Source organism: Achromobacter sp. UBA4530 (assembly GCF_002388205.1).
Lineage (GTDB): Bacteria > Pseudomonadota > Gammaproteobacteria > Burkholderiales > Burkholderiaceae_B > Achromobacter > Achromobacter animicus.
This window is the reverse complement of sequence record NZ_DGMA01000044.1, coordinates 125,544-137,936: the sequence shown is the minus strand read 5'-3', so window position 1 is coordinate 137,936 and position 12,393 is coordinate 125,544. Positions and strand designations below refer to the sequence as shown.

Annotated in this window: 11 protein-coding genes; 5 read left to right on the top strand and 6 right to left on the bottom strand. The window is 65.9% G+C overall.

The annotated features are described in order from the left end of the window. Positions 1–2: 2 nt before the first annotated feature. From B2W22_RS26055 to B2W22_RS26035, 5 genes are all read right to left on the bottom strand, one after another. Entirely contained in the window at positions 3–884 is an 882-nt protein-coding gene (locus B2W22_RS26055) for a branched-chain amino acid ABC transporter permease (protein ID WP_175125889.1), read from the bottom strand. 33 nt (positions 885–917) lie between these two features. Next, complete coding sequence (locus B2W22_RS26050) at positions 918–2,078, bottom strand: ABC transporter substrate-binding protein (protein WP_175125890.1); 1,161 nt, start codon at positions 2,076–2,078, stop codon at positions 918–920. Between the two features lie 54 nt (positions 2,079–2,132). Then, entirely contained in the window at positions 2,133–2,957 is an 825-nt protein-coding gene (locus tag B2W22_RS26045; RefSeq protein WP_286940122.1) for an alpha/beta fold hydrolase, read from the bottom strand. After that, a complete protein-coding gene (locus B2W22_RS26040; protein WP_286940119.1) occupies positions 2,954–4,513 on the bottom strand; it encodes a benzoate-CoA ligase family protein in 1,560 nt (519 codons plus the stop codon). The genes B2W22_RS26045 and B2W22_RS26040 overlap by 4 nt, the downstream gene beginning before the upstream one ends. Before the next feature lie 80 nt (positions 4,514–4,593). Further along, the gene (locus B2W22_RS26035; RefSeq protein ID WP_056570873.1) at positions 4,594–5,067 is read right to left on the bottom strand and encodes a DUF4863 family protein; all 474 of its coding nucleotides are present in this window, start codon (positions 5,065–5,067) and stop codon (positions 4,594–4,596) included. A 173-nt stretch (positions 5,068–5,240) separates the two neighbouring features. Here B2W22_RS26035 and B2W22_RS26030 point away from each other — a divergent pair, with 173 nt between their 5' ends. The 5 genes from B2W22_RS26030 to B2W22_RS26010 all read left to right on the top strand — a co-directional run bounded on the left by B2W22_RS26030 (position 5,241) and on the right by B2W22_RS26010 (position 11,372). Next, positions 5,241–6,149, top strand: coding sequence for a helix-turn-helix transcriptional regulator (locus B2W22_RS26030; protein ID WP_175125893.1), 909 nt, complete (start codon positions 5,241–5,243; stop codon positions 6,147–6,149). Positions 6,150–6,355: 206 nt separating this feature from the next. Further along, entirely contained in the window at positions 6,356–8,026 is a 1,671-nt protein-coding gene (boxC, locus tag B2W22_RS26025) for a 2,3-epoxybenzoyl-CoA dihydrolase (protein ID WP_286940118.1), read from the top strand. Positions 8,027–8,137: 111 nt separating this feature from the next. Then, positions 8,138–9,565: a benzoyl-CoA 2,3-epoxidase subunit BoxB gene (gene boxB, locus B2W22_RS26020; protein ID WP_056570867.1), complete on the top strand. Its 1,428-nt coding sequence runs from the start codon at positions 8,138–8,140 to the stop codon at positions 9,563–9,565. A gap of 42 nt (positions 9,566–9,607) precedes the next feature. Continuing rightward, entirely contained in the window at positions 9,608–10,858 is a 1,251-nt protein-coding gene (gene boxA / locus B2W22_RS26015) for a benzoyl-CoA 2,3-epoxidase subunit BoxA (RefSeq protein ID WP_175125895.1), read from the top strand. Between the two features lie 70 nt (positions 10,859–10,928). Continuing rightward, the gene (locus B2W22_RS26010) at positions 10,929–11,372 is read left to right on the top strand and encodes a MaoC family dehydratase (protein ID WP_175125896.1); all 444 of its coding nucleotides are present in this window, start codon (positions 10,929–10,931) and stop codon (positions 11,370–11,372) included. A 13-nt stretch (positions 11,373–11,385) separates the two neighbouring features. Here the strand turns inward: B2W22_RS26010 and B2W22_RS26005 are convergent, their stop codons facing one another. After that, entirely contained in the window at positions 11,386–12,372 is a 987-nt protein-coding gene (locus B2W22_RS26005) for a TRAP transporter substrate-binding protein (RefSeq protein WP_175125897.1), read from the bottom strand. Positions 12,373–12,393: the final 21 nt, after the last annotated feature.

Sequence of the window (12,393 nt, the reverse complement as noted above, 5' to 3'; positions counted from 1 at the left end):
ACCTAGCCCTGTTTGAACAGCCCTTCGGGCTTGCATAGCAGGATGAAGGCCATCAGCAGATAGACCAGCACGCCCGCCGCGGAAGGGAACAGCACCTGGCCGAAGGTCTCGGCAAAGCCCACCAGCATCGCGGCCAGGAAGGCGCCGCGGATCGACCCGATGCCGCCGATCACCACCACCACGAAGCAGATGATGAGCACGCCGTTGCCCATGCCGGGATAGACCGACGACACGGGCGCGGCAATGCTGCCGGCCAGCGCCGCCAGCGCCACGCCCGCCGCGAACACCACGCGGTACAGCTTGTTGATGTCGATGCCCAGCGAGCTGATCATCTCGCGGTTGCTGGCCCCGGCACGCAGCATCATGCCCAGCCGGGTGCGCGATATGACCCAGTACAGCAGCATCGCCACCGCAATGCCCACGGCCGAGATGAAGAGCCGGTAGACGGGATATGTCATCACGTCGCCCAGCGCAATGCTGCCCTGCAGCCACGATGGCAGCGGCACCCCGTGCACGTCGTTGCCGACAAGAATGCTGCGCAGCTCCTCGAACACCAGGATCAGGCCGTAGGTCATCAGCACCTGCTGCAAGTGATTGCGCTTGTACAGGTAGCTGAAGAACGCGGCTTCAAGCAGGTAGCCCAGTACGGCGGCGGCCAGCACGCAGACCGCCAGCGTCGTGAGAAAGCCGCCGCCCAGCCAGCGGTCCACCACCGGACCCAGCGCAAACGCCATGTACGCGCCGATCATGTAGAAACTGCCGTGGGCCAGATTGATGATGCCCATGATCCCGAAGATCAGCGTGAGTCCGCTGGCCACCAGGAACAGCAGCAAGCCGTACTGGAATGCGTTCAGGCTCTGAATGAGCAGGATGCTGATGTCCATGGGGCCTCCCTGTGGCGGACGCGGTGCGTGGCGTTACAGCTTGCAGCCGCGCGCGGGGTCGGCCAGCTTCTGAACCGCGACTTCGACGACCTTGTTCTCCAGGCCGTCGACGCGGCGCAGGTAGATGTCCTGCACCGGGTTGCCCGCCTTGGACAGCGTGAACGAGCCGCGCGGGCTGTCGACGGTTGCCGTGCGCATGGCGCTGCGGAAGGCTTCCTTCTTCGAGAAATCGCCCTTCACGGCCGTGAGGCCCGACTGCATGAGCTGCGCGGCGTCATAGCCTTGCACCGCATAGACGTCCGGCTGCATCTTGTACGCCTTGGAATAGTCGGCGCGGAACGCGTTGTCGCGCGGCGTGTTCAGCCCGTCGGCGTAGTGCAGGGTGGTCAGCAGCCCCTGCGCGGACGCGCCCTGCGCCTGCAGCGTGCCGTCCGTCAGGAAGCCCGAGCCGTACAGCGGAATCGTCTTGTCCAGGCCGGCGGCGTGATAGTCCTGCACAAACTTCACCGCGCCGCCGCCCGCAAAGAAGGTGAAGACCATGTCCGGCTTGAGCGCAGCAATCTCCGTCAACAGGGATTGGAATTCCACGTTGGGAAACGGCAGGCTCAGTTCGCGCACAACCTTGCCGCCGGCCTTCTCGAAGCCTTCCTTGAAGCCGCCGATGGCTTCGTCGCCCGCCGCGTATTTCCACGTGATGGTCACGGCCGTCTTGTGGCCCTTGGCATAGGCCACCGGTCCCATCGCATAGGCCGGTTGCCAGTTGGTGAACGAGGTGCGGAAGATGCCGGGGCCGCACAGCGGGCCGGTGATCGCATTCGCCCCGGCGTTGGTCACGATGAGTGTGGTGTCGGCGTCCTTGGCCGCCTTGGCCAGCGCCATCGCCACGCCCGAATGCACCGTGCCGATCAGCACGTCCACCTGGTCGCGCTTGATGAGGCGGTTGGCGTTCTCCGCTGCCTTGGCCGGATTGGATTCGTCATCCACCTTGAAGTATTCGATCTCGCGCCCGCCCAACTTGCCGCCTTGCTCGGCGACGTAGAGCTTGAAGCCGTTCTCGATGGCGTTGCCCAGCGCGGCGAAGGTGCCGCTGTAGGGCAGCATGAAGCCGACCTTGAGCTTATCGTCGGCATGCGCGCCGCTTGCGGCGATCGTCAGGGCGGCGGCCAGCGCAGCCCGGGTCAGGACGTGGTTCATGGTTTGTCTCCGTGCTTGTTATGGGCTAACGCCGGGCCGATCGCGCGGCCTGGGTCAACCGGGTTTTTCCAGCGCGCCCACAAAGCGTGCGACGGCCTGGACAACGGTGGCGGGTTGATCCCGGTGCGGCGAATGCCCGCACGCCGGTATCTCCAGCAATTCGGTCTGCGGCGCGCGCCGGCGGATGCCGCGCACCTGCTCCAGCGTGCCGTATTCGTCGTCCATGCCCTGGATGGCCAGCACGGGACAGGTGATACGGTTCAATTCGTCTTCGATGTTCCACGCCCGGAATTCGGGCTTCAGCCAGATGTCGTTCCAGCCCCAGAATGCCGAGTCGACATCCTGGTGATGACGCCCCAGCCGCGCATGCAGGTCCGATTCCAGATAGGCCTGCCGCGCCTGCGCGATGCTGGCCACCGAGATGTCCTCGACAAAGATGTGGGGCGCGGCCGCGACCACGCCGGCGACCTTATCCGGATACCGCGCGGCGTACAGCAATGCGATCGAGCCGCCGTCGCTATGGCCGAACAACACGGGCTTGTCGTGGTGCGCGTTCACGCCCAGGACTTCAAGCAGGGCGGGCAGCACCTCGTGCGCCTCGCGATGCATGAAGTCCACAGCCCAGGCTTCGCGCAGCGGGCGCGCGGTGGACTGGCCATAGCCGTAGCGCGAATACACCAGGCCGCGGCAGCCGGCCGCCTCGCAGACGCGTTGCGGAAAGTCCTTCCACATCGACACCGATCCCAGCCCCTCGTGCAGGAACACGATAAGCGGCGCATCGGCGCGTTCCGGGGCGATCCACGCGCATTCCAGCCGCATGTCGCGGCCGCGCGCGTGGAGGGTGGCAAAGACCGGGGCAGCCCCGGTGGCGGTGGTCATAGCGCGGCCTCTTCCAGCGCGCGCAAGCGGAACCGCTGGATCTTGCCGGTGGCGGTCTTGGGCAGTTCTTCCAGGAAATCGATCTGGCGCGGGTACTTGAACGGCGCCAGATGCTGCTTCACGTAATGCTGCAAGGCGACGCCCGTCTGCGCGTCGGGCTCGAAGCCGGCGCGCAGCACCACGTAGGCCTTCGTCTTGACCAGGCCGTCGTGATCCGGCACGCCGATCACTGCGGCTTCCAGCACCGCCTCGTGCTGGATCAGGATGTTCTCGACTTCCACCGGCGACACGTACTGGCCGCTGACCTTGATCATGTCGTCGCTGCGGCCGGCATAGGTGTAGTAGCCGTCTGGATCGCACACGTACTTGTCGCCGCTTTTCAGCCAGTCGCCCAGGAAGCACTGGCGCGTCTTGTCGCGGTTGTTCCAGTACATCAGCGCGGCGCTAGGGCCCTTGATGTAGAGATCGCCGATGGCGCCCGGCGCAACCGGCGCGCCATTGTCGTCGCGCAATTGCACCTCGTAGCCGGGCACGGGCTTGCCCGTGGTGCCGTAGCGCAACTGGCCCGCGCGGTTCGAAATGAAGATGTGCAGCATCTCGGTCGAACCGATGCCGTCCAGGATTTCACAGCCGAAATGGCGCGTGAAGCGCTCGCCGATGTCGCGCGGCAGGGCTTCGCCGGCGGACGTGCAGACGCGCATGGCCACCTGTTCGCGGGCGGGCAGGTCGGGCGAGGCCAGCATGCTGGCGTACAGTGTCGGCACGCCATAGAACACCGTGGGACGATGCCGGACCAGACGCTGGAACACGGCCTGCGGCGTGGGGCGCTCGGCCATCAGCACGACGGTGGCGCCCACCGACAGCGGAAACGTCAGGCCATTGCCCAGGCCGTACGCAAAGAACAGCTTCGCAGCCGAGAACGCCACGTCGTCTTCGCGGATGCCGAGCACGGGTTTGGCATAGAGTTCGGCCGTGTGCCAGAGATTGCCGTGCGTGTGCACCACGCCCTTGGGCTTGCCCGTGGACCCGGACGAGTACAGCCAGAACGCAATCTCGTCGGACAGCGTCCGCGCGGCGGGCGCGAGCGGGGCGGCCGCCAGCAGGGATTCGAATTCGTGGGCGCCGTCCGGCAGGTTTGCGCCCGGCTGCGAAACGACCAGGTGTTCGATATCCGCCGGGGCCTGGGCCAGCGCCGATTGCAGGACCGGCAGCAATGCGCCCGACACGAACACGGCCCGAACGCGGCTGTGCGCAATGATGTAGGCGTAGTCGTCGGCGGTGAGCAGCGTGTTGACGGCCACCGGCACCACGCCGGCGTGCAGCGCGCCCAGGAACACCACCGGCCAGTCGGCCGTGTCCTGCATCAGCAACAGGATGCGTTCCTCGCGGCGCAGGCCCAGATTGCGCAGCGCGCCCGCCATGCGGGCCACGCGCTCGGCCAGATCTCCGTACGTGAGCTGGCGGGTGTCGTCGATGTAGGCCAGCTTGTTGGCGCGCGGCGCGTTCAGCGCGGCAAGATGGCTGGCGAAATTCAGTTCGGCGGGGCAGGTGTTCACGGTTGTCTCCTGATGTCCTGGTGGGCGGACGCCGTGCCTGTGGTTGTTGTTGGCGGCAGGGCGGGTGTCCGGACCGGCTGTCAGCCGGGGCGCGTGAATTCGATGGCCCCGCCGGGCAGCAGATACAGCACCAGGGCGCGGCCCTGCGTCACGGTGGGGCGGTGCGCCGACCCCGGGCCATAGACCAGCCAGCCGGCCCCGTGGCCATCAAAGCGGGCGTCTTCGGTCAGCGGCATGATCATGTCGATCTCGCCATTGGGATGCGCGTGGTGCGGGCCGGCCAGGTCGATCATGTCGACGACGTCCACCGAGCAGCCGCCCAGGTCATCGGCGGGCTTGATGACCCGGCCGTACTTGATGCCGCCGCCTTCGCGGTTGCACATCCAGCCGTCGGCCACGCCCTGCCTACAGGTGGCAAAGATGTCCTGGAACAGCGCGCTGTCCGGACCGGCGGCGTCATTGAGCCGGGCCTGCAGCGCTGCATCCAGCGGCTGGCCGGCCGTCAGACGCGTCACGTCGCGCATCAGGGCATGGAATTGGTCAGGCGTACTCACCAGGCGGCTCCTTTACACTGTCGGCGCTCGGCAGTCCTGTTGGACTGCTGTTTTTTTGCACCGGATCGGCTGTGGACTCGTTGGATGGAAAAATAGTGCTTCCGTTGATGTGGGTCAAGCACTATAGTGCATAAAAGAGCGGTAATCAGGGTTTTTGCGGAGTCAGTCGAACCATGAATCAAGCGCTAGACACGGCGCCCATCGAACCCCGGCGCGAGCCCTTTCTGATCGCCCTGGGCGAGCGCGTGCGCCGCCTGCGCGCCATCCGCGGCATGACGCGCAAGGGGCTGTCCCAGGCGACCGGCGTGTCCGAACGCCACCTGGCCAATCTGGAGCACGGCGTCGGCAACGCGTCGATCCTGGTGTTGCTGCAGATTGCGCGCGCCTTCAATTGCGCGCTGGCCGAACTGGTTGGCGACGTGACCACGGAATCGCCCGACTGGTTGCTGATCCGGGAATTGCTCAGCGGGCGCACCGAATCCGATCTGCAGCGTGCGCGCGAGGCGCTGACGCAATTGTTTGGCGTGGGCGCCGGAGCCCAGCGCCCAAACCGTACGCAGCGCGTGGCGCTCATCGGCCTGCGCGGTGCGGGCAAGTCGACGCTGGGCCAGATGTTGGCCGACGATCTTGGCTACCCCTTCGTGGAACTGAACCGCGAGATCGAGCGGGTGGCCGGCTGCGGCATCCTGGAGATCCACAACCTTTACGGTCCCAATGCCTATCGCCGCTACGAACGGCGCGCGCTGGAAGAGGCCGTGCAGATCTACCCGGAAATGGTGCTGGCGACGCCTGGCGGTCTGGTGTCCGAACCCGCAACCTTGAACCTGCTGCTGACCCACTGCTATACGGTCTGGCTGCGCGCCACGCCCGAAGAGCACATGAGCCGCGTCATGGCGCAGGGCGACTTCCGCCCGATGTCGGGCAACAACGAAGCGATGGCTGACTTGAAGCGCATCCTGGCCGGACGCGAAGCGTTCTATGCCAAGGCCGATCTGACCTGGGTGACCAGCAATCTGGAAGTGCCCGAAAGCTTTGCCGGTCTGCGTACGCAGGTGCGCAAGGCTTGCGGGCTGCCGCTATAGCGCTGCACCGCCCGCTCGCCCGGTTGATGTGCGATAAGGCCGCCCCTTCGAGGGCGGCCTTTTGCTTTCCGCCTCCCGTCCTTCGGGACCTGCACTTTTCTGCATATTCCGCTTGACGCTCCAAATCGCCTGCACTAATCTGCATAATAATTCATGTGGTGCAGTATTTTTCCTGTCCGAGCACAGGGCGTATGAGGAGACACACTATGAGCAGCCCCATCAGCCGGGTCGACTTTCGAACCGATCCCGCCCAGTACCGGCATTGGCGCCTGGCCTTCGACGGTGCGGTCGCGACATTGGCCATGGATGTCGCCGAAGACGGCGGCCTGCGCCCCGGCTACAAGCTCAAGCTCAATTCGTACGACCTGGGCGTCGACATCGAACTGCATGACGCCCTGCAGCGCATCCGTTTCGAACACCCCGAAGTGCGCAGCGTGGTCGTCACCAGCATGAAGGACCGGATCTTCTGTTCCGGCGCCAACATCTTCATGCTGGGCTTGTCCACCCACGCCTGGAAGGTGAACTTCTGCAAGTTCACCAACGAAACCCGTAACGGCATTGAAGACTCCAGCCGCCACGGCGGCTTGAAGTTCATTGCCGCGCTGAACGGCGCGTGCGCGGGCGGCGGCTATGAATTGGCCCTGGCCTGCGACGAAATCCTGCTGATCGACGACCGTTCGTCGTCCGTGGCCCTGCCCGAAGTGCCGCTGCTGGGCGTGCTGCCCGGCACGGGCGGCCTGACCCGCGTCACCGACAAGCGCCGCGTGCGGCACGATCATGCCGATATCTTCTGCACGCTGGTCGAGGGCGTGCGCGGGCAACGCGCCAAGGACTGGCGGCTGGTGGACGACGTGGTCAAGCCAGCCCGCTTCGAGGAAGAAGTCCGCGCCCGCGCCCTGGCGCTGGCGCAGGACAGCCACCGCCCGGCGGACGAGCAGGGCGTGTCGCTGACGCCGCTGCAACGCACCGAGACCGAGACCAGCCTGTCCTATCGCTACGTCGACGTGCAGCTCGATCGCGAAAAGCGTCAGGCGACGTGGACGGTTCGCGCGCCGCAAGGCCGCGTCGAAACGGAACTGCAGGACATCGTTGCCGCGGGCGCCGCCTGGTGGCCGCTGCAGATGGCGCGCGAACTGGATGACGCCATCCTGTCGATGCGCACCAACGAGCTGGACATCGGCACCTGGATCCTAAAGACGGAGGGCGATGCCGAGGCGGTGCTTGCGGCCGACGCGGCGCTGGAACGGCACGCCGACCACTGGTTCGTGCGCGAGACCGCCGGCATGCTGCGCCGCACGCTGGCGCGGCTGGACGTGACGTCGCGCAGCATGTTCGCGCTGATCGAACCGGGCTCGTGCTTTGCGGGCACGCTGCTGGAACTGGCGCTGGCTGCGGACCGCAGCTACATGCTGGACGTGGAGGACGACGAAGCCATCGACGCCCCGCCGCCGCAGATCGTGGTGGGCGAGCGCAATTTTGGCGCGTACCCCATGGTGAACGGCCAGAGCCGCTTGCAACGGCGCTTTTACGGCGAGACGCAGCCGCTGGAAGCGGTGCGCGCGCAGGCCGGCCGCAGCCTGCCGGCATCCGCCGCGCTGGAGCTGGGCCTCATCACCTACGCGCCCGACAGCATCGACTGGGACGACGAAGTGCGGTTGGCGCTGGAAGAGCGCCGCGCGCTGTCGCCCGATGCGTTGACCGGCCTGGAAGCCAACTTGCGCTTCGGCGGGCAGGAAACCATGGAAACCCGCATCTTCGGCCGGCTGACCGCCTGGCAGAACTGGATCTTCAACCGCCCCAACGCGGCGGGCGACAAGGGTGCGCTCAAGCTGTACGGCAAGGGCGAGCAGGCGGCATTCGACTGGAACCGCGTCTAGGCGGCAAGCGTTCGGCCAACGGGCGGCCAGGCGTCATGCGCGCCGGCCCATTGGTCCTGAGACCCAAGCGCCGCGCGGCTGGCGCCCCATTCCAAGAATCAGGAGAGAGACATGTCCGGCATCAACTACACCGACAAGATTCCCAACAACGTCAACCTGTCCGGCGACCGTACGTTGCAGCGTGCGCTGGAGCACTGGCAGCCCAATTACCTGCAATGGTGGCAGGACATGGGGCCTGATGGCTCGCATGGTTTCGACGTCTATCTGCGCACGGCGGTCAGCGTCGAGCCCGACGGCTGGGCGCACTTCAACCATGTGCGCATGCCGGATTACCGCTGGGGCATCTTCCTGGCGCCGCAGGACGGGCAGCGCAAGATCCATTTCGGCGAAAACATCGGCCGCGACGTGTGGCAGGACGTGCCGGGCGAGCATCGCGCCAACCTGCGCCGCATCATCGTCACGCAGGGCGACACGGAACCGGCCTCGATCGAGCAGCAGCGCCATCTGGGCCTGACCGCGCCGTCGCAGTACGACCTGCGCAACCTGTTCCAGATCAACGTCGAAGAAGGGCGGCATCTTTGGGCGATGGTGTACCTGCTGCACCGTTACTTTGGACGCGACGGACGCGAGGAAGCCGATGCGCTGCTGCAGCGCAGTTCGGGCGATTCCGACAACCCGCGCATCCTGGGCGCCTTCAACGAGAAGACGCCCGACTGGCTGGCGTTCTACATGTTCACGTACTTCACCGACCGCGACGGCAAGTTCCAGTTGTGCGCGCTGGCCGAATCCAGCTTCGATCCGCTGGCCCGCACGACCAAGTTCATGCTGACCGAGGAAGCGCACCACATGTTCGTCGGCGAGTCCGGCATCTCGCGCGTCATCCAGCGCACCTGCGAAGTGATGAAGGAACTGAAGACCGACGATCCGCAAGCCGTGCGCGCGGCCGGGGTGATCGACCTGCCCACCATCCAGCGCTACCTGAACTTCCACTACAGCGTCACCATTGACCTCTTCGGCGCGGACCAGTCGTCCAACGCAGCCATCTTCTACGGATCGGGCCTGAAGGGCCGCTACGAAGAGACCAAGCGCAACGACGACCATCAGCTCAAGAACGACACGTACCGCGTGCTGAACGTCAGCAACGGCAAGCTGACGGAGATCGAGGTGCCGATGCTGAACGCGCTGAACGAAGTGCTGCGCGATGACTTCATCCGCGACTCGGTGGCCGGCATCGGCCGCTGGAACAAGGTCATCGAAAAGAGCGGCCTGGCCTTTCGCCTGCAGGTGCCGCACAAGGCGTTCAACCGCCAGATCGGCACGCTGGCCGGCATCCGCATGTCGCCCGAAGGCGAGATCGTGTCCGAATCGCAATGGCAGGCCAACCAGCACAAGTGGCTGCCCACGCCGGAAGATCGCGCGTTCGTCGCGTCGCTGATGGGCCGGGTCACGGAACCGGGCAAATTCGCCAACTGGATCGCGCCGCCCGTCATGGGCGTCAACCGCCAGCCGGTGAATTTCGAGTACGTGCGTTTCAACTGATGGCCGCGCGGGCCGCGCGCCCGCGCGTTTGGGAGGACGGCGATGAACGCCCCATTACCGGTGGAAGTCCTGAAGCAGCATCTGATCGATCCCGAGATCTGCATCCGCTGCAATACCTGCGAAGAGACCTGTCCGGTCGATGCGATCACGCACGATTCGAACAACTACGTGGTGGATCCGGAGATCTGCAACGGCTGCATGGCCTGCGTGCCGCCGTGCCCGACGGGTTCCATCGACAACTGGCGGCTGGTGGTGCGCGCCGAGGCCTATTCCGTGCAGGACCAGTTTGGCTGGGAAGAGCTGCCGCAGGAAAAGTCGTTGCCGCTGGATGCTGCTGGTGCCGACGATGCCGCGCAGCAGGTCGCCGCGGACCCGCAGGCTGAACCGGCAACGCCGCCGGCGACGCTTGTGACGCCCGGCGCGGCCGTCCCCCCGTGGTCTGCCGCGCACCCCTATGTGAATCTCTACACGCACAAGACGCCGATTACCGCGACGGTGGTGGGCAACTACCGCGTCACCGGCGCCGACACGGAAAGCGACATCCACCACATCGTGCTGGATTTCGGCGAGCAGCCGTTTCCGGTGCTGGAAGGGCAGTCGATCGGCATCCTGCCGCCGGGCGTGGACGCGATGGGCCGGCCGCATCACGCGCGCCAGTATTCGCTGGCCAGCCCGCGCGATGGCGAACGCGCGGGCTACAACAACCTGTCGCTGACGGTAAAGCGCGTCACGCAGGATCACGGTGGAGAGGCCGCGCACGGCGTCTGCTCAAACTATCTGTGCGACCTGGCGAAGAACGACACGGTGCAAGTGATTGGCCCGTTCGGCCACACCTTCCTGATGCCGAATCATCCGAAGGCCAACCTCATCATGATCTGCACGGGCACGGGTTCTGCGCCGATGCGCGCCATGACGGAGCGCAGCCGCCGCCTGATCGGCACGGCGGACATCGGCAAGCTCATGCTTTTCTTCGGCGCGCGCACTGAACGCGAACTGCCGTACTTTGGGCCGTTGATGAAGCTACCGCGTGATTTCATCGACATCAACCTGGCGCTCTCGCGCGAACCCGGCCAGCCCAAGCGCTACGTGCAGGATCTGATCCGCGAGCGCGCCGCGCAGGTCCGTGGATTGCTGACGGACCGCAACACCTGCATCTACGTCTGCGGCCTGAAGGGCATGGAGGTCGGCGTGCTGGACGCGTTGCGCGAAGTGGTGGTGCAGTCGGGCGAGGATTGGTCTATCCTGCATGAAGCGCTGCGCCGTGAAGGCCGGCTGCACTTCGAGACTTACTGACCACAACAACAGTTGCGTGACGATCGGCGCGCCTGGGCGCGCCGGTTTCGTTTGCACGGGGAAAAACAACATGAAGTTCGCGGAATTCAAGGACGGCATGGTGATCAAAGGCGGGCCGGTCACCGTGACGGAAGCGGAGATCCTGGCGTTTGCCCGCCAATTCGATCCCCAGTGGTTTCACACCGATCCGCAGCGCGCCGCGGAAGGCCGGTGGGGCGGCCTCATCGCCAGCGGATGGCACACCTGCGCGCTGGCCATGCGCATGGCGGTCGACGCCGCCCTGCATGATTCCGAGTCCTTCGGTTCGCCCGGCCTGGGCGAAGTCCGCTGGCGCACGCCAGTCCGTCCTGGCGACACCCTGCACTTGCACGCGCGCGTGCAAGGCGCGCGCCACTCGTCCTCGCGCCCGGATCTGGGCATCATCAACTGGGCGTGGACGGTCGTGAACCAGCACGACGAAAGCGTGCTGGAAATGGACGCGACCAGCCTGTTCGACCTGTCCGGCAACAACTAGGCGCGGCTTTCGTCTACCGCTTGCTCGCCTGCTTGAGAATGGCGGCCCCTTCCGGGCCGGCCGCCGCTTTCCAGGCATTGATGGATTCCTTGGATGCGTCCTGCAACGCCTTGCGCACCGCGGGCGGCACGGCAGTGTTGATGGCCACGCCGTTCTTGCGCATGTTGGCGTAGTTCTGCTGCAGGCGGCCTTCGATGCGTTTCCACTGCTCGGTCTCGGTCTGCGCGGCCGCCTGGTCGATGGCCTTGCGCGACCGCGCATCCAGCGCCTCGTACGCCTTCAGATTCATTGTCGCTACCGAGATCGGCATGGCGTAGTTGATCTCCGCGAAGTGGGGCAGGTACTCCCACAACTTGCGGCCCGCGCCGCCGTCGCCGGAGGACAGCACCGCATTGACCTCGCCCGACGCGATGCGCGGCATGGCGTCCGCAAACGAGATGTTCTCCGCGCGCGCGCCGGCGCGCTGCATGACGTCCTGCGACGTGGCGTCATAGGTGCGGATGGTCAGGCGCTTCAGCGCCGCCACGCTGTCCACCTTCTGCTTGGACCAGATGCCCGACGCCGGCCACGGCGTGGTGTAGAGCAGCTTCTGGCCATGCGCAGCCAGCAGCTTCTCGTACGCCGGACGGGCGGCCTTGTTGAGGTTGCGCGCCTTGGACAGCGAGTCCGCCAGGAAGGGCAGGGACGACACGCCGAACAGCGGATACTTCGTGGCCAGCGCGCCGGCGAAGGCGTCGCCCGCATCCACCTTGCGCGTTTGAACCGCGTCAATCATGTCGCCGGACTTGATGCCCTTGGCCGCGTCGAAACTCGTGTCGATGATGACGTTGCCCGCCGACTTGGCGCGCACCAGCTCGGCAAACGTGGACACGCCTTGGCCCGGCATGGAAGTCGCCGGGTACTCGGTGGTCATGGTGAGCGTCGTGGCGGCCTGAGCGCCGTGGGCGACGAAAGCCATGGCGATGACTGCCGCCAGGCGCAGGGGGGTGATGCCTTGCATGCGCGACTCCTCGGAAAGGGA

Bases quoted from the DNA above. Each gene is read 5' to 3' on its own strand.
- B2W22_RS26055 (WP_175125889.1), bottom strand. From the start codon at position 884: ATGGACATCAGCATCCTGCTCATTCAGAGCCTGAACGCATTCCAGTAC.
- B2W22_RS26050 (WP_175125890.1), bottom strand. From the start codon at position 2,078: ATGAACCACGTCCTGACCCGGGCTGCGCTGGCCGCCGCCCTGACGATC.
- B2W22_RS26045 (WP_286940122.1), bottom strand. From the start codon at position 2,957: ATGACCACCGCCACCGGGGCTGCCCCGGTCTTTGCCACCCTCCACGCG.
- B2W22_RS26030 (WP_175125893.1), top strand. From the start codon at position 5,241: ATGAATCAAGCGCTAGACACGGCGCCCATCGAACCCCGGCGCGAGCCC.
- boxC (WP_286940118.1), top strand. From the start codon at position 6,356: ATGAGCAGCCCCATCAGCCGGGTCGACTTTCGAACCGATCCCGCCCAG.
- boxB (WP_056570867.1), top strand. From the start codon at position 8,138: ATGTCCGGCATCAACTACACCGACAAGATTCCCAACAACGTCAACCTG.
- boxA (WP_175125895.1), top strand. From the start codon at position 9,608: ATGAACGCCCCATTACCGGTGGAAGTCCTGAAGCAGCATCTGATCGAT.
- B2W22_RS26010 (WP_175125896.1), top strand. From the start codon at position 10,929: ATGAAGTTCGCGGAATTCAAGGACGGCATGGTGATCAAAGGCGGGCCG.
- B2W22_RS26005 (WP_175125897.1), bottom strand. From the start codon at position 12,372: ATGCAAGGCATCACCCCCCTGCGCCTGGCGGCAGTCATCGCCATGGCT.